The following is a 26,484-nucleotide window of genomic DNA, read 5'->3' as shown; positions in this document are numbered from 1 at the left end:
AGTTTTAGATAAAAATGACAAGATCAAAATGTAGCAAAGATTTATATAAATCATTCTTACAAGCAAGTAGTGTAAGATATACTAGCAAAGCATTATCTGAAGTAAGTCCATTAGATCTATCGCACGATAGTGCAAGTCGATGGTTAAAGAGTAAGGATTTTCGCCCTAGCGAAATCTATAGCAAAGTGTCAAAATATATTGATCTGGAAGATCCTTGTTTATTAGTAGGAGATGACACCTTATTGTCAAAGCAATACAGTAAGAGGATCGAGCTTGTAAATTATCAATATTCTGGGGCTGTACATGATGTTATACCTGGTATAGGAATGGTAAACTTACTGCATTACAATACTCAAATTGATCAATCTACTCCTGTAGATTATAGAATATATGATAAAGAAACTGATGGTAAAACAAAGAACGAGCATTTTTGTGATATGCTTACTTTAGCTAAAGAAAGAGGTATCAAGCCTGATGCTATAGTTATGGATGCTTGGTATAGTGGTTTGGATAATTTAAAACATATACGTAATTTAGGTTGGATATGGGTTACCAACCTAAGAAAAAATAGAAAAGTTAATCGTAATGTTAGCTTGGAAACTTTAGAGATTCCCGATGAAGGGCTAAAAATTCACCTACGTGGATACGGTTGGGTTACGGTATTTAAGTTTGTGGCAAAAAATGGTCGCATTGATTACATAACAACTAATTTAGAGAATCCTACACGTGAGCAAATAGAGAAAATTGTTAAGGCGCGTTGGTCTATAGAAGTTTATCATCGAGAATTGAAACAAACTTGTGGTATTGAATGCTGTCAGGCACGCACGGGTCGAGCTCAAAGAAATCATATTTGCCTTGCTGTATTGGCCTGGCTTGATATGAACAAAAGGAGGATAAATGAAAACATTACTTTATATCAACAAACTTGGGAAGTTATAAAAACATCAATTCAGAACAACATTAAATGGCTTCTAACTAATACACAATTTTGCTAAGTGCGAAACTCCTGTTCAGGTTACAAATGCGATAGAATCGCTGAATAGCCAATTGAGAAAAGTTACTAAGACAGGAGTTTCGCACTTAGCAAAAAGTATGTTAATCTAGAGAAAAATAGTTTTAGATATAGCTAACGCGGAAAGGTTTTTACCATAGTTTTTGTATTTACTCACATATTCACCAGATCTAAATCCTATTAAACATTGCTGGACTAACTTTAAAAACTGTTTACGTAAAATTATTGATCAATGCCTAAGTTTTTCCTAATCTGTGGTAGAAACATTTCCGTGTTAGCTATAAAAATGACAAGAACAAAATGTAGCAAGGACTTATATAAATCATTTTTACAAGCAAGTAGTGTCAGATATACTAGCAAGGCATTATCTGAAGTGAGTCCAGTAGATCTATCTCACGATAGTGCAAGTCGATGGTTAAAGAGTAAGGATTTTCGTCCTAGCGAAATCTATAAGGAAGTGTCAAAATATATAGATTGGGAAGCACCGTGTTTATTAGTGGGGGATGACACCTTATTATCAAAGCAATACAGTCAGAAGATTGAGCTTGTACGTTATCAATATTCTGGAGCTGTACATGATGTTATACCTGGTATAGGAATGGTAAACTTACTACATTACAATACTAAAATTGCTCAATCTACTCCCGTAGATTATAGAATATATGATAAAGACACTGATGGTAAAACAAAGAATGAGCATTTTTGTGATATGCTTACTTTAGCTAAAGAAAGAGGTCTCAATCCTGATGCCATAGTCATGGATGCTTGGTATAGCGGGTTGGAGAATTTAAAACATATACGTAATTTAGGCTGGCTATGGGTTACCACCCTAAGGAAAAATAGAAAAGTTAATCATAATGTTAGCTTGGAAAGTTTAGAGATACCCGATGAGGGGCTAAAAATTCACCTACGTGGATACGGTTGGGTTACGGTATTTAAGTTTGTGGCAAAGAATGGTCGCATTGATTACATAACAACGAACTTGGAAAATCCCACACGTGAGCAAATAGAGAAAATTGTTAAGGCACGTTGGTCTATAGAGGTTTATCATCGAGAATTAAAACAAACTTGTGGTATTGAACGCTGTCAGGCACGCACGGGCCGAGCTCAAAGAAATCATATTTGCCTTGCAGTATTTGCCTGGCTTGATATGAATAAAAGGAGGATAAATGAAAACATTACTTTATATCAACAAACTTGGGAAGTTATAAAAACATCAATTCAAAACAATATCAGATGGCTTTTAACTGATTCGCAACTTTGCTAAGTGCGAAACTCCTGTAAGAATAAACGCATCTTTCCAAATGATGACGCAGTATTTAAGGTTTTATATCTGACAATTGATTATATTACCCAAAAATGGTCTATGCCTATCCCCAATTGGAATGAAGCTATGGCTCATTTTATGATCAAATTTGATGGTAGAATTTAATGGTTCACGAAATTTACACAATTGATGAGACAGAGCCAATAATGTCCCTACTTCATGCTACTATCTTAACTGTTTTTCCTGAAATGTTTCCCAGCACTTTAGGGCATTCTTTGGTTGGGCAAGCTCTGCAAAAAAATATTTGGTCATATGCTGTTATCAATATCCGTGATTTCGGTTTAACCAAGCATAAAAATGTTGACGATGAAGCTTATGGCGGCGGCGATGGGCTGATAATGCGTCCTGACGTGCTGGGTAATGCGATAGATCACGCCTTATCTTTAAATCCAAAAGCTAAAATTTACTACCCCTCACCTCGTGGTAAAGTCTTTACACAAGGCTTTGCTAAAAAGATGTTACAGGATACAAATATTATATTCTTGTGTGGACGTTACGAAGGGATTGACGAACGTGTAATTGAAGAGTATAATATAACCGAAATTAGTGTAGGCGACTACATTTTATCCGGCGGGGAAATACCCACTCTCACCATTCTTGATTGCTTAATTAGGCTGCTGCCTGGGGTTTTAATGAACCAGAATACCCTTTCTTCTGAGTCTTTTGAGAAAGACGGGGAATTTGAGGGAGGGCTTGAATGCGGCTTATATACAAGACCTGAAGTTTGGCGTAACCGAAAAGTACCGAGTGTTTTATTATCCGGTAATCATAAATTGATTAATGAATGGAAAAAAGAACAGTCGCTCATGATTACAAAATTACGTCGTCCGGAATTATTAAAAGATTTATAGAGACAAGGAAAGGAGTTAACAAATGAATATTATTGACCGCTTTGAACAGGAAAACATTTCAAAGCTTATTGAAAATAAAAAAATTCCTGATTTTAAAGCTGGTGATACAGTTAAAGTGACCGTAAAAATAGTTGATAGATCAGTTGAGAAAGATGGTAAAGAAAAGCTGACTGAAAGATTCCAAGCGTATGAGGGTGTGGTTATTGCTAAAAGAAATCGTGGCATTACCTCTTCGTTTTTAGTGCGTAAAATTAGCCATGGTGAGGGTGTTGAGAGACGCTTTATGACTTATTCACCAGTAGTACATGCTATTGATGTAGTAAAATATGGTGTAGTTCGTCGTGCTAAACTTTACTATTTAAGAGAAAGAAGTGGTAAATCAGCGAGAATCAAAGAAAGACATATGTATATTGCTAAAAAGCCTAAAGCTAAAGTAGCTGAGGCTGTTTAATCTTAATCGTCATTCCTGTTTGAGGCTTTATTGATGACTCAGAGGTCATTCCCGCTTAAGGCTTTGCCCGCGTGGATCAAGTTTCCCCTGTCATCCCGTGATTTATGAACTAGAGCCAGTTAAAAATACTAATAACGCTAATTTAGGATAAGGGATAGATAGAAAGCTTATAGATAAAGGGTTTAAAGGAGATTAATCTCTCAGGGTTTAATTCCCCGAAGCTCTGCTTCGTGATATACTACTTGAATGGAAGAAAGCAGTTATGTACATAAGAGTCATAATGTCACAGTACTAATATATCATTTAGTAACGCCGGCAAAGTATAGAAGAGTAATATTCAATCAAGAACTAGATGATTATTTGTGTAAAATTTGTGAGCACATAGAAGATCGTTATGAAATTAGATTTTTAGAAATAGGAGTAGATAAAGATCACGTACATTTTTTATTACAGTCAATACCAATGTATAGCCCAACAAAAATAACTCAAATCATAAAAAGTATTACTTCTAAGAAAATGTTTGAGAAATATCCAAATCTTAAAGAAAAATTATGGGGAAGTGAGTTTTGGAGTAAAGGATATTTTATGAGCACAGTAGGTAAACATGGTGATGAGCAGAAATTACGTAATTATGTACAGAATCAAGGTTCAGGCAAACCTTCTTATAAAGCATTTCAACAAAAACAGTTAAAGCTTTTTGGATAGATACCTCGTAGCTCTGCTGCGAGGAGCATCATTCTTCTCTATCAATGGTTTTTGCCATGGAGAATGGCTTTGTTGCATAAATAAAATTTGTAGAGCAAGAGTGGTGATAATCTGGTAAGATGTCCTGAATTAAAAAATAATCCAGATTATATGAGATCTCGGAAGAAAGCCCCTTTTAGTAAATCACGCAAGTATTCTAAATATAAAATAACGAATTGGTCAGAATATAATAATTTTTTACGCAATAGGGGTCGCATAGATTTTATGATTGCCAGTGATTTGGCGATTGGCTGGTATGCTGATTACAGAGAGGAAATGAAACGAGGAAGACCTAGACGCTATAGTGATCACGCTATATTACAGTGTTTGAAGATCAGATGCTTATTCGGTCTTAAGTTACGCCAAACCCAAGGCTTTATAAACTGGCTCTTTGAAATATCGGGTTTATCTATTAGATGTCCAGACTATACAACATTAAGTAAGCGTATGAAGTCATTAGATCTTAGGTATTTACATGGAAATCAAGATAAAGAATTTAGTTGTATTTCAATGGATAGTACAGGGATACAAGCCTACACAGGGAACGAATGGCTAGAAAATAAGCATGGTAAGCAATATAAGCGTCGCATATGGAAAAAGCTACATATCGTTATAGAAGATCAAGGTATGATACTTGCCGATAGTACCACAGAGCATACTATAGATGATAGATCACAGATTGGACTACTAATAGCTAATGTCAGAGCCAAGGATTTTCTGGGAGATCGAGGGTATGACGGTGAATCTACATATCAATTGTTGAGAAAGAAGAAGATAAAACCAGTTATTAGACCCCCAAACTCTTCAGTAAAAGTTCAATCGCTTAGGGATAAAACTGAGAGAGATGCAGCTGTTATATATCAACAAAACAAAGGATACCAAGCATGGAGGGTAAAGAATAATTATGGTAGAAGGGAGCGTGTAGAGAACACGTTCTTTCGATTTAAAACTTCTTTTGGTAGTAAGTTTCTATCAAGACATGATCAAAATATGACAAAAGAAATGTCTATTAAATGCCACTTATTAAACAAAATGTTTGAAATTGGTAAACCTATCTCTGTGCCTGTTGGCTAGGCTAGCATTGCGGGGTTAGGGGCAGTATATTCAAAAGCTTATTTATGCAACAAAGCCAAGGCGCGTTGGTCTATAGAAGTTTATCATCGAGAATTGAAACAAACTTGTGGTATTGAATGCTGTCAGGCACGCACGGGTCGAGCTCAAAGAAATCATATTTGCCTTGCTGTATTGGCCTGGCTTGATATGAACAAAAGGAGGATAAATGAAAACATTACTTTATATCAACAAACTTGGGAAGTTATAAAAACATCAATTCAGAACAACATTAAATGGCTTCTAACTAATACACAATTTTGCTAAGTGCGAAACTCCTGACTTCTAAGAAAATGTTTGAGAAATATCCAAATCTTAAAGAAAAATTATGGGGAAGTGAGTTTTGGAGTAAAGGATATTTTATGAGCACAGTAGGTAAACATGGTGATGAGCAGAAATTACGTAATTATGTACAGAATCAAGGTTCGGGCAAACCTTCTTATAAAGCATTTCAACAAAAACAGTTAAAGCTTTTTGGATAGATACCTCGTAGCTCTGCTGCGAGGAGCATCATTATGTTGTTTTCTTTTATTACTTCTGCTAGCCTTTCTTGGTGTTCAAAAAATATACTCATGTTAACAATCCCATATAGTAAGTGATTTTATGCTATACGAAAAATTTGAACACAACATCAATAATTTAATAGGTGGTTTTGGCTTATCTAAAATAGCTATTGCGGTTTCTGGCGGTAGTGATTCCGTAGCACTGCTTTATCTTGCAAATATCTGGGTTAAAAAAAATAATATAGAGTTATTTGTTTTATCGGTTGACCATAATTTAAGAGAGCAATCAAAGCAGGAAATTGAGTATATCCAAAATACTGCTAACGATTTAGGGCTTAAGTTTTATAGCCTTTTGTTCGATCATCAAAATAATTTTTCTAATTTACAGGAGCGAGCAAGAAAAGGGCGTTATGATTTAATGACTTCATTGTGCCAGAAGCTTGATATATTAGTTCTATTAACCGCTCACCATGAAGATGATTACATAGAAAATTTTTGCCTTAGATTAGAGCGTAAAAGCGGCGTATTCGGACTTAGCAGTAGCAGCGTAAACTGGCATAATAATACGCAAATAATTAGACCTTTGTCTAATATTCCTAAAAGCGAATTAGTAAATTATTTAGCTACAAATAATATTAAATGGTTTGAAGATCAATCAAATTTATCGACTAAATATAGACGTAATACTATTCGGCAGAAATTAGCTCAAGAGGAAGTTTATATTAAAGATGATATAATTACTCAGCAAATTAAAGTTAATGAATTAGTAGAAAATAAGTTTAAACCGGAATTAATATCCGCAATAGCCGAATCGGTAAAGATATCTGAATATGGCTTTGCTTTTCTTGATTTAATGAAATTTAGCGGATTTTCACAAGAAGTACGAGTGCAGCTAATTAATTTTTTATTGATAATAATTAGCGGACAGCAACGCTCGGTTCGTTTCTATTCGGTAGAGCCTATTTTAAAATTAATTAGGCAAAGTTTGGATTTTAAAAATACTCTGCATGGTTGCGTAATTAAGCGTATGCAAAATAAATTATTAATATATCGGGAATTTGGTAAAAAGCTACCAGAAAGTAAGTTATTATTAGATAAGCAAATTGTTTGGGATAATCGCTTTCGTATTACAAAAAACCATGACATAGAAAATTGTGTAGCAACATATTTATCTCTAGAAGATTATAAAATAATCAAGAAAGAACTAGATCTAGAAGTTTTAAAAATCCTATCTTGTGGAAACCACAATGCGATTTTATTTACCTTACCTATTGTTAAAATACTTGAAAAAGTTGTAGCAATACCACATATATCGTACTATGATAACGACATAAAGAGTTTTAACGTCTCTTTTGCTCCGGATTTTACATCTCGTTTTACACATTTTTACTGAGTCAGTTAATCTCTCAGGGTTTAATTCCCCGAAGCTCTGCTTCGTGATATCATAAGAAACAACTAAAACTTTTTTAGATACCTCGTAGCTCTGCTGCGAGGAGCATCATTAATAAGATTATTAAACTGGTAAAAATGTTTTTGTTTATAATTAATGATTTTTGTTAGGTTTTGTATCAATGAATAATCAAGGTAAAAATATTATAGTTTGGGCAGTAATTTTTGTTTTTGTAATACTGCTTTTCAATGTTTTTCAGTCTGACGGGTTACTTAGCAGTAAAAATAATATATCTTTCTCAGAATTTTTAACAAAAGTCGATAAGAAAACTGTTAACTCGGTTAAAATTCAAGGAAGAATAATAGAAGGAACTTCAAATGATGGGTCTAATTTTAGCACTTATGCTCCTGATTATCCTGATTTAGTAAATCGTCTAAATAATAATGACGTTAATATAGAAGTCGTGCCACCTGAAACAAGAATGCACACCTTTTTAAGCTTTTTAATTTCTTGGTTTCCAATGCTTTTATTAATCGGTGTTTGGGTTTTCTTTATGCGACAAATGCATGGCGGTGGTAAAGCTATGGGATTCGGTAAATCTAAAGCCAAACTTTTGTCGGATAAGGGTCCAAAAATAACTTTCAAAGATGTAGCTGGTATTGACGAAGCAAAAGACGAATTAACCGAAATAGTAGATTTTTTACGAGATCCAAGCAAGTTCCAAAAGCTTGGCGGTAAAATACCTAAAGGTTGTTTGCTCATAGGTCCTCCAGGAACCGGTAAGACACTGCTTGCTAAAGCAATTGCAGGTGAGGCTAACGTACCATTTTTTAGTATCTCTGGTTCTGATTTTGTTGAGATGTTTGTAGGCGTTGGTGCTAGCCGTGTGCGTGATATGTTTGAGCAGGGCAAGCGTAACGCTCCATGTATTATCTTTATTGATGAGATTGATGCGGTAGGTCGCCATAGAGGTATTGGTATGGGCGGCGGCAATGATGAGCGTGAGCAAACACTAAATCAGATGCTAGTAGAGATGGACGGGTTTGAAGCAAACGAAGGAGTTGTGATTATTGCAGCTACCAACCGTCCTGACGTACTTGATCACGCTTTATTAAGACCAGGTAGGTTCGATAGGCAAATTACTGTCTCAAATCCTGATATTGATGGACGAGAAAAAATACTACAAGTGCATTTAAAGAAAGTAAAATACAGCACTAAAATCGTACCAAGAATTATTGCCAGAGGAACACCAGGATTTTCTGGTGCTGAACTTGCTAATTTAGTTAATGAAGCTGCTCTTATTGCTGCAAGGCGTAATAAAAAAGAAGTAGAAATGCATGATTTGGAAGAGGCAAAAGATAAGGTCATGATGGGGGTTGAGCGTCGCTCAATGATTATGTCTGATGAGCAGAAAAAACTAACAGCATATCATGAGGGAGGACATGCTTTAGTTGGTTTATATTGTCTTGCCTCTGATCCTATTCATAAAGCTACGATTATTCCACGTGGTAGAGCTCTTGGCATGGTTATGAGATTACCGGAAAATGATCGTTTTTCAATGCCACGTGATAAGATGGAGGCCGATATTGCGGTAGCCATGGCTGGTAGAGTAGCTGAAGAAATTATATTTGGTAAAGAAAAGGTAACTTCAGGAGCATCATCAGATATAAAGATGGCAACCAGAATGGCAAAGGCAATGGTTACCGATTGGGGGCTTAGCGATAAGGTCGGTCCTGTGTACCATGGAAGTGCTAGTGAAGATATGTATACTAATAGAAATAGTTCTAGTGATAGATCGGAAATTACTTCAGAGTTAATAGATGAAGAAGTAAAGAAAATTGTTACTACCGGCTATGATTTAGCAAAAGACATTTTAACTAAGCACTTAGATCAACTTCATATACTTGCTAAAGCCTTAATAGAATATGAAACATTATCAGGTCAGCAAATTAAAAATTTACTTAGCAGCAGACAGCTAGACTCTGAAGAAGAAAATAACTTTCCTTTTGGTGCGGCATCATCTACCATAAAAATAGCCGAAGAAAAAGACCTTAAGAAAGCAAAACCAATTAAAGCTAAAAAGGAAGATAAAAGCTAATAAATGTATTTTTGGGAATTCAAATGTATAAGTTTATAGATTTATTTTGCGGTATTGGTGGTTTTAGAAAGGCTCTTGAAAGCAAAAACCTTGAGTGTGTTTTTTCATCTGACATAGATAAGGATGTACAAGAGGCATATAAAAGAAATTTTGGTGATAAACCACATGGTGACATTACTGAGATACCGGCAAATAAAATCCCTAAACATGATATCTTATGTGCTGGCTTCCCTTGTCAATCTTTTAGTATTTCAGGTAAAAGAGGTGGTATAGAAGATAATAACGGCAAACTATTTTATGAAATAATAAGAATAGCACAATATCATAAACCTTATATATTATTGCTTGAGAATGTAAAAAACATTCTGAATATTGATAACGGAAATGTAAATGATGCTCCTCGCAGCAGAGCTACGAGGTATCTAAAAAAGTTTTAGTTGTTTCTTATGATATCACGAAGCAGAGCTTCGGGGAATTAAACCCTGAGAGATTAAAACCATAGATCAAAAATTAGAAGAAATTGGTTATAAAGTATATAGACATATATTAAATGCTTCTCTATTTGGCGTGCCACAAGCTCGGGAAAGAGTTGATTTTGTTTGCTTACGAAAAGACTTTAGTAACGCTAATTTAGGATAAGGGATAGATAGAAAGCTTATAGATAAAGGGTTTAAAGGAGATTAATGTTGAGTTATGATAGATTTTTTTAATAAAAGATCAGTAACTCAACATGAAAAGATGTATCATAACTGTATATTATTTAGTAGATAATTTTTGTAAAATATATGAAGAATGGATAGAACACCGTCTATTATCAACAAATCAGCAAAGGCATAGAATAGGAAAATTAAGTCTTGCAGAATTGATGACAATAGTCATATATTGTTATCTATCGCCTTGCAAGGACTTTAAAAACTATTATTTATACTACTTACCGCATAAATATAAGGGTTACTTTAATTTACCATGTTATAGTAGAATAGTACAATTATGGCCAAGGTTAATATTGCCATTGTCAATAATGTCGCAATTACTACGAGGTGAAGATACAGGAATATATTTTATTGATTCAACAAAACTATCTATTTGTCATGCTAAGCGCACTTCTAGTAATAGAGTTTTTGGTAAAATTGCCAAAGTTGGGATGAGTAGTTATGGTTGGTTTATGGGATTTAAATTACATTTAATCATTAATCATAAAGCAGAGATTATAGCTGTTAAAATAACAAAAGCAAATAGAGCTGATTTATCTGTTCTTGAATCTATAACTCAGAAGATAACAGGTAAGGTATTTGGTGATAAAGCATATATTTGTAAAGAGTTATGGTTTAAACTCTATTCTAGAAATTTAAGAATGATAACTAATATTCGCAAGGATATGAAGAATTATTTACTAGAATTAGAAGATAAAGCTATGTTACGTAAACGATCATTAATTGAATCAGTATTTAATATACTAAAAAATAGAATGAACCTAGAGCATACAAGGGGAAAGTTCTATAATTAATTAAGCCAGATATAATCAATTTTTAATTAAATATAGATATATCATGGCTCATTTAACGATAGATGAAAGATTTAAAATATACGAAATGAATAAGAGTGGTTATAGCTCGCGATATATAGGGACAAAGATTGGCCGTGATAAAAGCACTATATGTTATGAACTCAAGAGAATGAGGCATAATTATAGACCAGATAGGGCTAACACACTTGCTTGCAGTTTAAGGCAAGGTAAGAGAAAAAGAAAATTAGATATTGATAATAATTTACGAGCAGAAATAATAAAGCAGTTAACACAGGGTATTTCACCAGATATAATTTCAGGTAGACGTAAACTATCACGAGATACTGTCAATATTTCTACAGAGAGTATATACCAGTTTATTTATACATCTCCTATAGCACAAAGGCAAAAATTATATTTATCTTTAGCAAGAAAAAGGAAAAATAGGTTGCATCATGGTACAAGAATCAGAAACAAAAGAATTACAATACCAAATCGAGTTTCCATTACTGAAAGACCAGAGATAAATAGAAAGATAGCAGCAATAGGTCATTTAGAAGGTGATTTAACTTTTAACAAAGGTAATCAAAGTCGTAATATAGGCGCTCTTGTGGATATCAGAACACAAAAAGTGTTTCTCACTTTAAACCGTTCAAAAAGAACACAAGATGTGATTGGTAACATGAATAAAAAACTTAAACAATTGTCGCATATAATCAAAAGCATAACGTTAGATAATGGCAAAGAATTTACCAATCATGAACAACTATTGCCAAAATCTGAACGAAAAGTATATTTTTGCAATCCTTATTCTCCATGGCAAAAACCATTGATAGAGAAGATTAACTCAATGGTGCACAGAGTATACTCTAAATCTTTAGATATAAAAAAATTAACAATAAAGCAATTACAAGAAATTGAGGATTTTTTAAATAATTTACCAAGAAAAGTGCTCGGTTATAAAACACCCAATGAGGTATGGGAAGAAAATATAAATCTGGCTTAATTAATACTGGAATTTACCAGGCATAGATCTCCTGTTAATTTCTTGGTGCATATTCTAGCTTGTGTTACTTCTTATGCTATCACTAAATCTCGTATAAAACTTGATGCTTTAGCTCCAGAACAACTTCTCTTATCCTAAATTGGCGTTAGTAGTGAATATAATCTGAAATATATAAAACCAAAAGAATCATATGAAAATGTTTTGCTCAATGATATTTTAGAGAAAGATATTGATAAGAATTTATATATTGATAGAAGTGATATTGTTTTAAATGCTAATTCTGTTGAGAAGCAGTTAAAACCAATTAGAATAGGACAAGTTAAAAGGTGGTCAAGGTGAAAGGATTTACAGCCCTTTAGGTCATTCTATTACTTTATCAGCTTTTGGCGGTGGTGTTGGTGCTAGAACAGGTCTATATTATATAAATGATAGAGTAAGAAGATTATCAATTAATGAATGTAAATCTTTAATGGGTTTTCCTAAAGATCATTATGTTGCAGATGGTTTAAAGGGCTATAGACAACTAGGTAATGCAGTAATTCCACAAATAGTAGCAAATATTTATGACTCAATTAGTGAGTAATAGAAATGCGTATATAGGTAAAGATGCTGAACTGCTTTTTAAGAGTAGTATCGTTAATCATTCTGACATCATTGATAAAGTTAGAGATATTTTTGGGATAAAAGGTAGTTTTTTTACACGCTATTAATACCGGCATGTACGCAGAAAAATCTGATGTTAAAATAGGTTTTAGTTGTGGTCATAATATAGATGTAAGTATTAAAGCGTATAAAAAAGCATTTGCGTATAATCAACTTACAAGAGCATCAATAAGTAATTTTTGTAAAGTATTTAATTTAGATTGCCTAGATTATTTACAGAACCTAATAATCAATAAATCAAAAAATGTTAAATCAAATCTAATTCCATTAGAAGAACAAGAAAAAATACTATCAATCTTTCAGCCTATTGCTAAAGAAATAGTTAAATGGTCATTTTCAAATGACTGCAGTTTTGACAAAAATTCTAATTTTTCTGACTAAAGTAAAAAATTATATTTAAAGTTAAATATTTAGTGCTTTTATCAGCTTAAAAGCGATATTTCTACAATTTAAAGTAAATTATTGGATATATAATACAAATTATAGATTGATACACTCGCCACTTTTTTTAATAAAAATTTTTTGTCAAAACTTCAGAAATGAAGATACTAGAGAATTGTTAGCAGGAGTTTCGCACTTAGCAAATAATATGCTAATCTAGAGAAAAATAGTTTTAGATAAAAATGACAAGATCAAAATGTAGCAAAGATTTATATAAATCATTCTTACAAGCAAGTAGTGTAAGATATAGCTAACGCGGAAAGGTTTTTACCATAGTTTTTGTATTTACTCACATATTCACCAGATCTCAATCCTATTAAACATTGCTGGACTAACTTTAAAAACTGTTTACGTAAAATTATTGATCAATGCCTAAGTTTTTCCTAATCTGTGGTAGAAACATTTCCGTGTTAGCTATATACTAGCAAAGCATTATCTGAAGTAAGTCCATTAGATCTATCGCACGATAGTGCAAGTCGATGGTTAAAGAGTAAGGATTTTCGCCCTAGCGAAATCTATAGCAAAGTGTCAAAATATATTGATCTGGAAGATCCTTGTTTATTAGTGGGAGATGACACCTTATTGTCAAAGCAATACAGTAAGAGGATCGAGCTTGTAAATTATCAATATTCTGGGGCTGTACATGATGTTATACCTGGTATAGGAATGGTAAACTTACTGCATTACAATACTCAAATTGATCAATCTACTCCTGTAGATTATAGAATATATGATAAAGAAACTGATGGTAAAACAAAGAACGAGCATTTTCGTGATATGCTTACTTTAGCTAAAGAAAGAGGTATCAAGCCTGATGCTATAGTTATGGATGCTTGGTATAGTGGTTTGGATAATTTAAAACATATACGTAATTTAGGTTGGATATGGGTTACCAACCTAAGAAAAAATAGAAAAGTTAATCGTAATGTTAGCTTGGAAACTTTAGAGATTCCCGATGAAGGGCTAAAAATTCACCTACGTGGATACGGTTGGGTTACGGTATTTAAGTTTGTGGCAAAAAATGGTCGCATTGATTACATAACAACTAATTTAGAGAATCCTACACGTGAGCAAATAGAGAAAATTGTTAAGGCGCGTTGGTCTATAGAAGTTTATCATCGAGAATTGAAACAAACTTGTGGTATTGAATGCTGTCAGGCACGCACGGGTCGAGCTCAAAGAAATCATATTTGCCTTGCTGTATTGGCCTGGCTTGATATGAACAAAAGGAGGATAAATGAAAACATTACTTTATATCAACAAACTTGGGAAGTTATAAAAACATCAATTCAGAACAACATTAAATGGCTTCTAACTAATACACAATTTTGCTAAGTGCGAAACTCCTGGTTAGTTTTATACCAGAGAGAAGAAAATTTAATGCGTATATATGCAATGAAAGATATTCTCAAATCTTTAAATTATGATATTATTTTTACAAATAAAGGTAATATTATTATAGGTAATTATATCGTAATTCAGAGAAAAGGTGGTAATGGTTCTTTAAGCAAAACAATCCCTAAAGATTCAATTAAGCACCCCGGTAATAATATTCAATTAAAATTAAAGATTTTGTTGATGGTATGAAAGATTATGAATTAGCTAATTATTTCGTCAAATTTTAGAAGAGTATATAGTATGGCAGAGTTAAGGTTACCGCCAAATTCAGTTGTAAAAAAAGGTAAGGAACATAAAGCAAAAGGTGATGTATCTAATCTTAGAAAAATAAAAATTTATAGATATGATCCTGACCTTGATGAAAATCCTACTATTGATAGTTTTGAAATAGATTTAAGCAAAACCGGTCCGATGGTTTTGGATGCTTTAATTAAAATCAAAAACGAAATTGATTCTACTGTAACTTTTAGACGTTCTTGTCGTGAGGGAATTTGTGGCAGTTGTGCAATGAATATTGATGGCACAAATACTTTAGCATGTATTAAGCCTATCGAAGAAATTTCAGGCGATATTAAAATCTATCCACTTCCTCATATGAAAGTGGTAAAAGATTTAGTGCCGGATATGTCGCATTTTTATGCACAATATGAATCTATAGAACCATGGCTTAAAACCGATAGCCCAGCTCCATCCAATGTTGAAAGATTGCAGTCGATTAAAGATCGAGAGAAGCTTGACGGATTATATGAATGCATATTATGTGCATGCTGTTCTACTTCTTGTCCTAGCTATTGGTGGAATGGTGATAAATATTTAGGTCCTGCAATTTTACTTCAGGCATATAGATGGATTGCCGACTCACGGGATGATCATACAGGCGAGCGTCTAGAGACTTTAGAAGATCCGTTCAAGCTCTATAGATGTCATACGATCATGAATTGTACTAAAACCTGTCCGAAAGGTCTAAATCCTGCTAAGGCTATTTCTGAGATCAAAGGTCTAATTGCTGAACGGCACGGAGTGTGATTTTCGTTTGGAACGTCATTGCGAGGAAATTACGAAGTAAGGAAGTATAAAAAATGCTAATTTATAGCATTTTTTGAGTCTTTTGCAATGATTGTGTAAATTTTTGTTGAGCCTATATTAGAAGTAATTAAAAATATAGGTAACAGAAATGCAAATAGAGAAGAATAAAAAAATAAATGAAGCAATAGATTTGCTGATAGAAGGCGGAGTGGCTTTGTTGCATAAATAAGATTTGTAGAGCAAGAGTGGTGATAATCTGGTAAGATGTCCTGAATTAAAAATAATCCAGATTATATGAGATCTCGGAAGAAAGCCCCTTTTAGTAAATCACGCAAGTATTCTAAATATAAAATAACGAATTGGTCAGAATATAATAATTTTTTACGCAATAGGGGTCGCATAGATTTTATGATTGCCAGTGATTTGGCGATTGGCTGGTATGCTGATTACAGAGAGGAAATGAAACGAGGAAGACCTAGACGCTATAGTGATCACGCTATATTACAGTGTTTGAAGATCAGATGCTTATTCGGTCTTAAGTTACGCCAAACCCAAGGCTTTATAAACTGGCTCTTTGAAATATCGGGTTTATCTATTAGATGTCCAGACTATACAACATTAAGTAAGCGTATGAAGTCATTAGATCTTAGGTATTTACATGGAAATCAAGATAAAGAATTTAGTTGTATTTCAATGGATAGTACAGGGATACAAGCCTACACAGGGAACGAATGGCTAGAAAATAAGCATGGTAAGCAATATAAGCGTCGCATATGGAAAAAGCTACATATCGTTATAGAAGATCAAGGTATGATACTTGCCGATAGTACCACAGAGCATACTATAGATGATAGATCACAGATTGGACTACTAATAGCTAATGTCAGAGCCAAGGATTTTCTGGGAGATCGAGGGTATGACGGTGAATCTACATATCAATTGTTGAGAAAGAAGAAGATAAAACCAGTTATTAGACCCCCAAACTCTTCAGTAAAAGTTCAATCGCTTAGGGATAAAACTGAGAGAGATGCAGCTGTTATATATCAACAAAACAAAGGATACCAAGCATGGAGGGTAAAGAATAATTATGGTAGAAGGGAGCGTGTAGAGAACACGTTCTTTCGATTTAAAACTTCTTTTGGTAGTAAGTTTCTATCAAGACATGATCAAAATATGACAAAAGAAATGTCTATTAAATGCCACTTATTAAACAAAATGTTTGAAATTGGTAAACCTATCTCTGTGCCTGTTGGCTAGGCTAGCATTGCGGGGTTAGGGGCAGTATATTCAAAAGCTTATTTATGCAACAAAGCCATGGGTTACCACCCTAAGGAAAAATAGAAAAGTTAATCATAATGTTAGCTTGGAAAGTTTAGAGATACCCGATGAGGGGCTAAAAATTCACCTACATGGATACGGTTGGGTTACGGTATTTAAGTTTGTGGCAAAGAATGGTCGCATTGATTACATAACAACGAACTTGGAAAATCCCACACGTGAGCAAATAGAGAAAATTGTTAAGGCACGTTGGTCTATAGAGGTTTATCATCGAGAATTAAAACAAACTTGTGGTATTGAACGCTGTCAGGCACGCACGGGCCGAGCTCAAAGAAATCATATTTGCCTTGCAGTATTTGCCTGGCTTGATATGAATAAAAGGAGGATAAATGAAAACATTACTTTATATCAACAAACTTGGGAAGTTATAAAAACATCAATTCAAAACAATATCAGATGGCTTTTAACTGATTCGCAACTTTGCTAAGTGCGAAACTCCTGTAAAGGATATGTTATGAGCACAGTAGGTAAACATGGTGATGAGCAGAAATTACGTAATTATGTACAGAATCAAGGTTCAGGCAAACCTTCTTATAAAGCATTGCAACAAAAACAGTTAAAGCTTTTTGGATAGATACCTCGTAGCTCTGCTGCGAGGAGCATCATTATAGAAGAAATATAAAATAATGTCATTGCGAGGAGGGACATAGTCCCGACGCGGCAATCTAGGAAAAATTATGAAACAACTGGCTGTATATATTATTACTAACAAAGAATGAACATAAATTGGAGAAATTTATATGATAAAATTATTTAACTGGATTGCCACGTCGCCTGTGGCTCCTCGCAATGACAAATAATATGACTAATAACACCAAAAGTATAACGTTAAATCTTGGTCCGCAACATCCGGCAACGCACGGCGTTTTAAGGCTAATTCTTGAAATGGATGGGGAAGTAGTAAATAATGCTGATCCTCACATTGGATTACTTCATCGTGGTACGGAAAAGCTGATTGAGCATAAAACATACTTGCAGGCTATTCCTTATTTTGATCGTCTTGATTATGTTTCGCCAATGTGCCAAGAACACGCTTTTGCTTTAGCTGCTGAGTCGCTATTAGAGTGCGAAATACCACGAAGAGCTCAGTTTATCAGGGTGCTATTCTCAGAACTAACGAGAATCCTGAACCACACCTTGAATATAGGCAGCCAAGCTTTAGACGTCGGAGCAACCACCCCTTTATTATGGCTATTTGAAGAGCGTGAGAAAATCATGGAATTTTACGAACATGTTTCCGGCTCTCGTATGCACTCAAACTATTTCAGACCGGGCGGCGTTGCTGAGGATTTACCTGATGGCTTACTCGAGGATATCGACAAATTTATTGATCAGTTTCCTCCTAAGCTTCAAGATATTGAGGGATTATTAAATGAAAATCGACTTTGGAAGCAAAGATTAGTTGATATAGGCGTTGTTTCTCAAAAAGAGGCGATGGATTGGGGCTTTTCAGGTCCGATGCTTAGAGGCTCAGGTATAGCTTGGGATTTGCGTAAATCAAACCCTTACGACGTATATAGTGAAATGGATTTTGAAGTACCGATTGGCAAAAATGGCGATTGTTATGACAGATATTTAGTACGTATGCTTGAAATGTATGAATCTGTTAAAATAATCAAGCAATGTATAGAAAAAATGCCGCAAGGTCCGGTTAAAACCGATGATCCAAAATTAGCACCACCAACAAGGGCTAAAATGAAAGAATCTATGGCAGCGATGATCCATCACTTTAAGCTTTATACTGAAGGGTATGATGTTCCAGTGGGTGAAACTTACAAAGCAGTAGAAGCCCCAAAAGGTGAATTTGGCGTGTATTTATACTCTACTGGTGGTAATAGACCTTATAGATGCCGAATCAAAGCTCCAGGATTTGCTCACTTGCAGGGACTTGATTTTATGTCCAAAGGTCATTTAATGGCAGATGTTATTACTATTATAGCAACGCTTGATATAGTATTTGGTGAGATCGATAGGTAGACTCGTTTTATTTGAAAAATTGGCTACGTCGCTTCTCATTTTTGATCCTCACGTACTAAGGTGTACGCTGCGGTCAAAAATTCCGAGGCTTCTTGCTCTTTTCCAAATAAAACTTCGTCTACTAAATTATTCATGATATTAGGAGTATATGAATACAAAAATTACAAATTTTAGTTTTGATAAGAAAAATTTAAGTCTAGCGGAGGATATCATAAAAAAATATCCACCAGAGGGCAAAAGAAGTGCCATATTACCACTTCTTGATTTAGCTCAACGTCAAAATGGTGGTTGGTTGCCTGTTCCTGCTATTGAGTATGTGGCAAATATACTAGAAATGCCGTATATGCGAGCTTATGAGGTGGCAACTTTTTATACTATGTTTAATCTCAAGCCTGTTGGTAAGAATCATATCCAAGTGTGCACTACTACCCCTTGTTGGCTACGTGGTAGCGATGATATAATAAAAACTTGCAAAGAAAAACTTGGTATAAAAGATGAAGAAGTTACAAAAGATCAGAAATTTAGCTTAATAGAAATCGAATGTTTAGGAGCATGCGTTAACGCTCCCATAGTGCAAATTAACGACGATTATTATGAAGATTTAACACCGAAAAAGATGGAATCAATTATAGATAAGCTATCCAATGAGTAAAATAATTTTACTATTAATTAGGTTCTACCAATACTTCATCTCCCCGTTGCTAGGTAATAATTGCCGCTTTTACCCTACTTGTTCAGATTATGCTAAAGATGCTATAACCTCGCACGGCAATATAAAAGGATTGTGGCTTGCTATTAAAAGAATAATCAAATGCCAGCCGCTTTGTGATGGTGGATATGATCCTGTTCCAATTTCTATAAAAAATTCTAAAATATCTAGTAAAAAAATATAAAGTTTTAAATATATGTTTATACGTATAACTGAAGTTTTGACAAAAATTCTAATTTTTCTGACTAAAGTAAAAATTTATATTTAAAGTTAAATATTTAGTGCTTTTATCAGCTTAAAAGCGATATTTCTACAATTTAAAGTAAATTATTGGATATATAATACAAATTATAGATTGATACACTCGCCACTTTTTTTAATAAAAATTTTTTGTCAAAACTTCAGGTATAAGAATGAAATGACAAAATTAGTTAGAGATTTAATTCCAAAAATTATCTTAAAATCAGGCAGAATACCGGTTACTTATATTGCTGAAGCACGCGAGTATAAAGAATTATTAAACAGTAAGCTACTAGAAGAAGTAGAAGAATTTTTACAAGATGAGCATATAGAAGAAGTGGCAGACATACTAGAAGTGCTTGAAACAATTTGTAACATTAATATAAACTAGAAGATATAATGATGCTCCTCGCAGCAGAGCTACGAGGTATCTAAAAAAGTTTTAGTTGTTTCTTATGATATCACGAAGCAGAGCTTCGGGGAATTAAACCCTGAGAGATTAATGATATAGCAGAATATGAAATTACTGAATTTACTCCTACAAAATGGCACGAAAATTTAAATATTTTTTTTTCAAAAACATGATTAATACCATTATCTCGAGAATTCTTTGCAAGAGATACTAATATAGTAAGTCAGGAGCTGCTGGGTAAAGTGTTATACTTTCAAGGTAAAACAGCTATTATTACTGAAACTGAAAGCTATATCGGACAAGACGATCCAGCTTGTCATGCTGCAAGAGGTCGTACAAAAAGAACTGATATAATGTTTGGTCCGGCTGGTTTTAGCTATGTTTATCTGATTTACGGCATGTATTATTGCCTAAACTTTGTAACCGAAACTGATGGCTTTCCTGCAGCTACTTTAATTAGAGGAGCATATATTATTTCTACTAAGGATTTATATACCGCAGATACTTCAAAAGTTGAAAGTCAAATAGAGTCTTTTGCAATGATTGTGTAAATTTTTGTTGAGCCTATATTAGAAGTAATTAAAAATATAGGTAACAGAAATGCAAATAGAGAAGAATAAAAAAATAAATGAAGCAATAGATTTGCTGATAAAAGGCGGAGTAGATTTAAAAACAGTACTAAGTCAGAATGGATTAATTAAGGAATTAACCAAGAAGGGTATTTTAGAGCGAGCACTGCATGCTGAGATGTCAGAACATTTAGGTTATAGCAAGTATGATAGAGCTGAAACTGAGAATGCGAGGAATGGTAGTTTTAGTAAGATGTAATAGTTGAGATACCGTCTTGAGTGTCAACAACTTTTTCATTATTTTACCTCAATTTTATTTTACAGGGTTTTTATATTTGCACTAAAAGATGTTTTGTTATTAAGAACACCATAAATTATGTGAAGCAACTTACGCATAGCAGCAATCACTATAACCATTTTAGATTTTCCAACATTGCTCAAACGTTGACTAAAATCCTTAATAATCGGATTATGTTTTATAGCAACTATGGCAGGCATATAAAAAGCTTTACGTAAATTAGCATCTCCTGTTTTTGATATTTTTCCTATTCCATGGACAGAAGTGCCTGATTGTTTTGGCTTTGGGTTAAGACCAACAAACGCAGCTAGTTGTTTTGCAGAATTAAAATTTTCTACAACAAGAAAAGCAAGTATCACTCCTATTGTTTTTTCTCCTATACCAGGGATTGAATCAAGAAGTTTACTTTTATCATGTAAGTCTTTGTGTCCTTTAATATGATTAGAGATAAGTTCTTCTACTTCCTTAATTTGCTTATCCAGAAATTCAATATGAATCATAATGTTAATGGCAACTGCTTTACTTGCTCCGCTCAATCTATTATTTTCTTGATTTTTATTAGCAATCAAACTATCCAAGCGTCTTACCCATTGTTGTAATTCTTTAATATGTATAGGGGTTGGTTGCCAAAGATCAGGTTGCATAGCCTTGCAAAAAGAAGCTATCAATTCACAATCAGATTTGTCAGTTTTAACTCTTGAAAGCTTGCTCATTGCAAAGCCCTTGATGCGAGCTGGATTTACGACACTCACTTTAAATGTATTATCATAAAGATATTGAGCTAACCTAACTTCGTAACCACCTGTTGATTCCATACAAGCGTGAGCAGTATCTATTCCCTTTTTTTCTAACCATTGTTTTAGTGCAGCAAAGCCTTTTGCAGTATTATTAAACTTTTTGGTTTTGATTTTATTATCATTTAATAAAGCTACGTCAAATGTTGCTTTAGAAATATCTATACCCAAAATAATGCTACTCATATTTGACCTTCTATGTTAATAATAAGTAGAATACCCAAAGATCAACCTTGTAAATACAGGTTCATTGATTAATTTCAAGACCTAAGAATACCGTCCGATCTTTAATGAGTATGTGAAGACTAATTGTTTGATCTCAACTACAGGGTTACATAGCCCTAAGATTTAATACGGCATATTAGTCTTCTTACTTAAGTGCCCTTAAGTATCTTATAGTTGTTTACTAAAGACAATACTAAGATACAAGATTATATCTTACATTTAGTAAAATAAATTAATTATTAAATGGAGATAAAGAATGAACTTAAATCAAAAAATAATAAAACCAAAATTAGGTTTACTTGAATTAGCTAAGAGCCTTGGTAGTATATCATCAGCATGTAAAGCGATGGGATATAGTAGAGATAGTTATTACAGATTTAAAGAACTGTATGAAACTGGTGGCGAAGAAGCGTTGTATGAAATTAGTCGAAGAAAGCCAATAATAGCGAATAGAGTTGATCCTGCTGTAGAGAAAGCAGTACTAGATATGGCAATAGAATATCCAGCATATGGTCAGCTAAGAGTATCAAATGAGCTTAAAAAGACAGGTGTACTTGTATCACCTGGGGGAGTAAGATCAATTTGGTTACGTAATGATTTAAACAACATCAGTAAAAGACTTAAAGCATTAGAAGCAAAAATGGCTCAAGATGGTATTGTGCTTACTGAGGCACAATTACAAGTGCTAGAGAAGCGTCGTAATGAAAAAGAAGCTCATGGAGAAATTGAGACACAGCATCCAGGGTATCTAGGATGCCAAGATACATATTATGTAGGCAACTTTAAGGGTATAGGTAAGGTTTATTCTCAGGTATTTATTGATAGCTACAGCAGAGTAGCTGATGTTAAACTATATACTGATAAAACAGCTTTAACTGCTGCTGATATGCTTAATGACCGAGTGTTACCATGGTATGAGACTCAAGGGATACCAATACTTCGTATTCTGACAGATCGTGGGTCAGAATATAAGGGGAATATAGAGCATCATGCTTTTGAATTATTTCTAAGTATCGAAGGTATAGAGCATACTACTACTAAAGCATATTCTCCTCAAACAAACGGTATGTGTGAGCGTTTTAATAAAACCATGAAACAAGAATTCTTTGATACAGCTATGCGGAAAAAGATTTATACAGCTCTTGATGACCTACAATTAGATCTTGATATCTGGCTAGAGTATTTCAATAATGAAAGACCTCATTCTGGTAAATATTGTTATGGAAAAACTCCTATGCAAACTTTTAAGGATAGTAAGAAATTAGCTGTTGAAAAGAATAATGAAATCTTGTATCTTGAATATGTATCTGACAGTCAAAATTTAACTGACAATCAGGGGCAAAATTTATAGTGTCTGTAAGATCAAATCTTAACTTGTCTATCCGCCAAAAACACTTCAAATCCTGATCATTTGTAATGGGATAGAGTTTTGACAACAAATTGCTAAGATTTTCAATAAAAATTAATAAGTTATGTTAATTTTTACTGATACATTTCTGTGTTGGTCTAATTTTGATATGGAGCTATTGTTAACGATTTTTTATCGTTCATCTAGTTTTTGCATGATGATATTTTTGATTTATGTGGAGTTAGACACGATTTGTAAATGATTTGCAATGCATCGTAAATTCAAACCAATAGCAGAGATTATTGGATTGATAATATCTCCTATCATACCTTTCAAGAAGTTTCTACCCATCCGACCATATTGCTTTAAGTGACCTATTATTGGTTCTATGGCACTGCGTCTCTTGATCATAGACTTGTCCTCTTGTAACAACTTCTTCCGCGTTTTTGGGGTATATACCTTACTCTTCTCCTTTACATTGCTACCACTATACCCAAGATCAACAAATGATTTCTTTATCTTGATTCCAGTGACACTCTCTACTGCTTCAAAGCTCTGATGCAATGTATGACCATCATAAGGATTATTATGAAACGATTTTGCGGATAAAACAAAATTTCTACGACCACTTACTACTACCGCTACTTTATTGCCAAACTCATATGGCTTGTTGCGTTTTCCCTTTCCTATACACTCTACTTCAGGGGCATGAAAACTATATAATACTTTGTTATCTTCTTTATATTGCTTTTTATAGCTAACACGGAAATGTTTCTACCACAGATTAGGAAAAACTTAGGCATTGATCAATAATTTTACGTAAACAGTTTTTAAAGTTAGTCCAGCAATGTTTAATAGGATTTAGATCTGGTGAATATGTGAGTAAATATAAAAACTATGGTAAAAACCTTTCCGCGTTAGCTATAGCTTCTCTTTTTAAAACAGATTGGTTATGTATTTGTTTTATTTTTTGCAATACTTCTTGATTTTTGAGAGACAAGTTTAATTGCTTATTTTTGATCTCACGCTCACATACTCTAATCAAACGACCCAGTAATATTTTTAAATGCTTCATTATTTTCCAACGCTTCTTGGCTTTACTATGTTCTTTATATTTCCATAGCTTTACTATATCGCGTTTATAGGTTCTAGCGTATGTTTCATTCAAATGTATACCCAAACTGTTGCAAAGCTTTACTATGCTAAGCCTAGCTTTATCCATTAAATAAACATCGTGTGGGTGTTTGATATTCTTAATTTGTACAGTCGTATCAGCGATGATTAATTCCAAATCTTTTTTTTTAATTGTGTTAGTTTTTATCCCAACCCTGATCAACTCCGATAATATCTCATTATATCCAGCTTCACCTAATACACTACGAAACCGTCGTATACTAGTTTCCGAGATAGCTATGTCTTTTTCTATATATTCCCACCCGCAGAAATACTGCCAATACATATTCTCTTTTAGCTCTTCCTCTGATAATGAATCTGAAAAATTATACATTGCTTGTAGCATCGTTATGCCAAGCATCACTCTATGACATTTTCTATTTCTACCAAATTTCTTAATACAAACATTTTTTGATAACCACTCTTCGAGCCTAGACCAATTTATTAATTCTCTTAATTTATATAGCTTATTATTTGGGTTTAATTCTTCTTTTAATTTATAACCAAACAGTTTCCCTTGTTCTTGCGATTTGATAATGTTGTCTATTGGCATTGACTGAAATCCATAAGGTTTATGACCATATTTTATCATTTTCTTACGGATTGTTGTATTACTTCTTGTCTTAAAACCATATTATCTATAAGGCTTGTAGAGTTTTGGCGGACGGACTAACTTCTACATTAGTGATGAACGAACATTAGAATTACCCATGACGAATATTAAAATTACCCATTTTTGAGTAAAAAATATTGTCTAAAGTGTTACATTATTATCCTCCGATTTTATAGTTAATTTTTTGCCTTTAGCTGTAGCGATTCTATAACTTTCAGTATTGAGTTCAAGAATTGAAGAATGGTGAACCAATCTGTCAATAACTGCTGACGTAGTCATTTCATCTTTAAAAATAGTATTCCATTTTGCAAAAACTAAATTGCTAGTAATTAATACACTACGCATTTCATAACGTTCAGCTAATAAGGTAAATAAAACATCAGTTTCTTCACGATTATATGGTACATATGATATATCATCAATTATCAATATTTCAAAATAATCGAATTTTTTAATAATTTGCTTAAGTTTTAAACTAAGCTTTGCTTCTAGTAATTGTTGAACTAAATTAGCTGCTGTTGTATATAATACACGTCTACCAGCAAGACACCACTCACGTGCTAAACCTATACTAAGATGACTTTTGCCAGTGCCAGGATTACCAAAAATAAGTATATTTTCATAGCGATCCATAAATTCTCCTTGTGCAAGATATTGGATCTTAGTTGGCGATAATCCTGGGATACGCTTAATATCAAAGTTGCTTAATAACTTATCTCGAGAGAGTTTTGCTTGCTTCAGCAATCTGGCAATACGTTGTTGTTGTCTATGTTCTAACTCACGTATGGCTAACTCCTGTAGATAATCTATATATGTTTTCTTTTCTTGCTCAAAGCTTTCTGCAACTGATTTATAGCACGATGCAAAAGTAGGTAAGCAAAGGTTCTTGAGTAAATTATTTAGCGGTTGCGGAGTTATTATCTGTTTACTCATGCAACCTCCATTGTTTTAAAGCAATGTAATTGATCATATTCAGACAGTATTGGTTGATTAATTTTTACTGAACAAACAGTTTGAGTCTGGCTATTTAGTAAATCTGTAATATGATCAATTATTGGCTCAATCTTCTTTTCTAATAGCACTTCTAATGCAGTAACTACATTCAATTCTCCATACATTTTTGCTAATTGTAATATTTTAAACCTGAATTCTGGAATGATGCTCCTCGCAGCAGAGCTACGAGGTATCTAAAAAAGTTTTAGTTGTTTCTTATGATATCACGAAGCAGAGCTTCGGGGAATTAAACCCTGAGAGATTAATC

Annotated in this window: 28 protein-coding genes and 7 pseudogenes; 30 read left to right on the top strand and 5 right to left on the bottom strand. The window is 33.6% G+C overall.

Annotation, left to right across the window (positions count from 1 at the left end):
- The first annotated feature begins 14 nt into the window (after positions 1-14).
- The 29 genes and pseudogenes from AAHI98_RS10345 to AAHI98_RS10205 form a co-directional block, all read left to right on the top strand.
- The gene (locus tag AAHI98_RS10345) at positions 15-995 is read left to right on the top strand and encodes an IS701 family transposase (RefSeq protein ID WP_342224656.1); all 981 of its coding nucleotides are present in this window, start codon (positions 15-17) and stop codon (positions 993-995) included.
- Between the two features lie 303 nt (positions 996-1,298).
- Positions 1,299-2,279, top strand: coding sequence for an IS701 family transposase (locus AAHI98_RS10340; protein ID WP_342224659.1), 981 nt, complete (start codon positions 1,299-1,301; stop codon positions 2,277-2,279).
- Positions 2,280-2,444 (top strand): annotated as a pseudogene (locus tag AAHI98_RS10335) (IS256 family transposase); the annotation flags it as partial.
- A 41-nt stretch (positions 2,445-2,485) separates the two neighbouring features.
- A complete protein-coding gene (gene trmD, locus AAHI98_RS10330) occupies positions 2,486-3,190 on the top strand; it encodes a tRNA (guanosine(37)-N1)-methyltransferase TrmD (RefSeq protein ID WP_342226179.1) in 705 nt (234 codons plus the stop codon).
- Positions 3,191-3,212: 22 nt separating this feature from the next.
- Positions 3,213-3,641: a 50S ribosomal protein L19 gene (rplS, locus tag AAHI98_RS10325; RefSeq protein ID WP_342225815.1), complete on the top strand. Its 429-nt coding sequence runs from the start codon at positions 3,213-3,215 to the stop codon at positions 3,639-3,641.
- A 246-nt stretch (positions 3,642-3,887) separates the two neighbouring features.
- A complete protein-coding gene (gene tnpA, locus AAHI98_RS10320; protein WP_342225814.1) occupies positions 3,888-4,346 on the top strand; it encodes an IS200/IS605 family transposase in 459 nt (152 codons plus the stop codon).
- A 150-nt stretch (positions 4,347-4,496) separates the two neighbouring features.
- On the top strand, positions 4,497-5,459 hold the full coding sequence (locus AAHI98_RS10315; RefSeq protein ID WP_342224734.1) for an IS5 family transposase: 963 nt from the start codon (positions 4,497-4,499) through the stop codon (positions 5,457-5,459).
- A 57-nt stretch (positions 5,460-5,516) separates the two neighbouring features.
- Positions 5,517-5,762 (top strand): annotated as a pseudogene (locus AAHI98_RS10310) (transposase); the annotation flags it as partial.
- Positions 5,756-5,977: a transposase gene (locus AAHI98_RS10305; RefSeq protein ID WP_342225813.1), complete on the top strand. Its 222-nt coding sequence runs from the start codon at positions 5,756-5,758 to the stop codon at positions 5,975-5,977. The pseudogene AAHI98_RS10310 and the gene AAHI98_RS10305, both read left to right, overlap by 7 nt.
- Before the next feature lie 121 nt (positions 5,978-6,098).
- A complete protein-coding gene (gene tilS, locus AAHI98_RS10300) occupies positions 6,099-7,391 on the top strand; it encodes a tRNA lysidine(34) synthetase TilS (protein ID WP_342225812.1) in 1,293 nt (430 codons plus the stop codon).
- Between the two features lie 178 nt (positions 7,392-7,569).
- Positions 7,570-9,486: an ATP-dependent zinc metalloprotease FtsH gene (gene ftsH / locus AAHI98_RS10295; protein ID WP_342225811.1), complete on the top strand. Its 1,917-nt coding sequence runs from the start codon at positions 7,570-7,572 to the stop codon at positions 9,484-9,486.
- A 23-nt stretch (positions 9,487-9,509) separates the two neighbouring features.
- Positions 9,510-9,923, top strand: coding sequence for a DNA cytosine methyltransferase (locus AAHI98_RS10290; protein WP_342225810.1), 414 nt, complete (start codon positions 9,510-9,512; stop codon positions 9,921-9,923).
- A 52-nt stretch (positions 9,924-9,975) separates the two neighbouring features.
- A complete protein-coding gene (locus AAHI98_RS10285) occupies positions 9,976-10,125 on the top strand; it encodes a DNA cytosine methyltransferase (RefSeq protein ID WP_342226177.1) in 150 nt (49 codons plus the stop codon).
- A 91-nt stretch (positions 10,126-10,216) separates the two neighbouring features.
- A pseudogene (locus AAHI98_RS10280) lies at positions 10,217-10,981 on the top strand (IS982 family transposase); the annotation flags it as partial.
- Between the two features lie 55 nt (positions 10,982-11,036).
- Entirely contained in the window at positions 11,037-11,999 is a 963-nt protein-coding gene (locus AAHI98_RS10275) for an IS30 family transposase (protein WP_342224646.1), read from the top strand.
- 469 nt (positions 12,000-12,468) lie between these two features.
- Complete coding sequence (locus AAHI98_RS10270; protein ID WP_342225808.1) at positions 12,469-12,582, top strand: hypothetical protein; 114 nt, start codon at positions 12,469-12,471, stop codon at positions 12,580-12,582.
- A gap of 134 nt (positions 12,583-12,716) precedes the next feature.
- On the top strand, positions 12,717-13,043 hold the full coding sequence (locus tag AAHI98_RS10265) for a hypothetical protein (protein WP_342225807.1): 327 nt from the start codon (positions 12,717-12,719) through the stop codon (positions 13,041-13,043).
- A 477-nt stretch (positions 13,044-13,520) separates the two neighbouring features.
- Positions 13,521-14,438, top strand: a pseudogene (locus AAHI98_RS10260) (IS701 family transposase); the annotation flags it as partial.
- Entirely contained in the window at positions 14,439-14,690 is a 252-nt protein-coding gene (locus tag AAHI98_RS10255) for a PDDEXK family nuclease (RefSeq protein ID WP_342225805.1), read from the top strand. It begins immediately after the preceding pseudogene.
- 51 nt (positions 14,691-14,741) lie between these two features.
- Entirely contained in the window at positions 14,742-15,527 is a 786-nt protein-coding gene (locus tag AAHI98_RS10250; RefSeq protein WP_342225804.1) for a succinate dehydrogenase iron-sulfur subunit, read from the top strand.
- 294 nt (positions 15,528-15,821) lie between these two features.
- Entirely contained in the window at positions 15,822-16,784 is a 963-nt protein-coding gene (locus AAHI98_RS10245; protein ID WP_342224734.1) for an IS5 family transposase, read from the top strand.
- Positions 16,785-16,842: 58 nt separating this feature from the next.
- A pseudogene (locus AAHI98_RS10240) lies at positions 16,843-17,292 on the top strand (transposase); the annotation flags it as partial.
- Positions 17,293-17,439, top strand: a complete 147-nt coding sequence (locus AAHI98_RS10235) for a hypothetical protein (RefSeq protein ID WP_342225802.1) — start codon at positions 17,293-17,295, stop codon at positions 17,437-17,439.
- 227 nt (positions 17,440-17,666) lie between these two features.
- Positions 17,667-18,842, top strand: a complete 1,176-nt coding sequence (gene nuoD / locus AAHI98_RS10230; RefSeq protein ID WP_342226176.1) for an NADH dehydrogenase (quinone) subunit D — start codon at positions 17,667-17,669, stop codon at positions 18,840-18,842.
- Between the two features lie 148 nt (positions 18,843-18,990).
- A complete protein-coding gene (nuoE, locus tag AAHI98_RS10225) occupies positions 18,991-19,494 on the top strand; it encodes an NADH-quinone oxidoreductase subunit NuoE (RefSeq protein ID WP_342225801.1) in 504 nt (167 codons plus the stop codon).
- Positions 19,487-19,735 (top strand): membrane protein insertion efficiency factor YidD, encoded by a 249-nt coding sequence (gene yidD / locus AAHI98_RS10220; RefSeq protein ID WP_342225800.1) that lies wholly within the window; start codon positions 19,487-19,489, stop codon positions 19,733-19,735. Before nuoE ends, yidD begins: the two co-directional genes overlap by 8 nt.
- Before the next feature lie 234 nt (positions 19,736-19,969).
- Positions 19,970-20,182 carry a nucleoside triphosphate pyrophosphohydrolase gene (locus AAHI98_RS10215; RefSeq protein ID WP_342225799.1) on the top strand — a complete coding sequence of 71 codons (213 nt, stop codon included), beginning with the start codon at positions 19,970-19,972 and terminating at the stop codon, positions 20,180-20,182.
- 197 nt (positions 20,183-20,379) lie between these two features.
- Positions 20,380-20,730 (top strand): annotated as a pseudogene (locus tag AAHI98_RS10210) (DNA-3-methyladenine glycosylase); the annotation flags it as partial.
- Between the two features lie 73 nt (positions 20,731-20,803).
- Positions 20,804-21,025: pseudogene (locus AAHI98_RS10205) on the top strand (transposase); the annotation flags it as partial.
- Positions 21,026-21,090: 65 nt separating this feature from the next.
- Here the strand turns inward: AAHI98_RS10205 and AAHI98_RS10200 are convergent.
- Positions 21,091-22,050: a transposase gene (locus tag AAHI98_RS10200; RefSeq protein ID WP_342224639.1), complete on the bottom strand. Its 960-nt coding sequence runs from the start codon at positions 22,048-22,050 to the stop codon at positions 21,091-21,093.
- Between the two features lie 295 nt (positions 22,051-22,345).
- Here AAHI98_RS10200 and AAHI98_RS10195 point away from each other — a divergent pair, with 295 nt between their 5' ends.
- A complete protein-coding gene (locus tag AAHI98_RS10195; protein WP_342224693.1) occupies positions 22,346-23,440 on the top strand; it encodes an IS481 family transposase in 1,095 nt (364 codons plus the stop codon).
- A gap of 228 nt (positions 23,441-23,668) precedes the next feature.
- On the opposite strand, the gene AAHI98_RS10190 is transcribed toward AAHI98_RS10195, so the two are convergent.
- The 4 genes from AAHI98_RS10190 to AAHI98_RS10175 all read right to left on the bottom strand — a co-directional run bounded on the left by AAHI98_RS10190 (position 23,669) and on the right by AAHI98_RS10175 (position 26,329).
- The gene (locus tag AAHI98_RS10190; RefSeq protein ID WP_342224960.1) at positions 23,669-24,127 is read right to left on the bottom strand and encodes a transposase; all 459 of its coding nucleotides are present in this window, start codon (positions 24,125-24,127) and stop codon (positions 23,669-23,671) included.
- A gap of 205 nt (positions 24,128-24,332) precedes the next feature.
- Entirely contained in the window at positions 24,333-25,202 is an 870-nt protein-coding gene (locus AAHI98_RS10185) for a transposase (protein WP_342225797.1), read from the bottom strand.
- A 162-nt stretch (positions 25,203-25,364) separates the two neighbouring features.
- Positions 25,365-26,156 carry an IS21-like element helper ATPase IstB gene (gene istB, locus AAHI98_RS10180; protein WP_342225796.1) on the bottom strand — a complete coding sequence of 264 codons (792 nt, stop codon included), beginning with the start codon at positions 26,154-26,156 and terminating at the stop codon, positions 25,365-25,367.
- On the bottom strand, positions 26,153-26,329 hold the full coding sequence (locus tag AAHI98_RS10175) for a hypothetical protein (RefSeq protein ID WP_342224661.1): 177 nt from the start codon (positions 26,327-26,329) through the stop codon (positions 26,153-26,155). The genes istB and AAHI98_RS10175 overlap by 4 nt, the downstream gene beginning before the upstream one ends.
- Between the last annotated feature and the right edge of the window lie 155 nt (positions 26,330-26,484).

Origin of the sequence: Rickettsia endosymbiont of Urophora cardui, from assembly GCF_964030725.1 — a bacterium.
Taxonomy (GTDB): domain Bacteria; phylum Pseudomonadota; class Alphaproteobacteria; order Rickettsiales; family Rickettsiaceae; genus Rickettsia.
The sequence above is the reverse complement of the archived record's forward strand: the minus strand, read 5'-3'. Positions and strand labels throughout refer to the sequence as shown.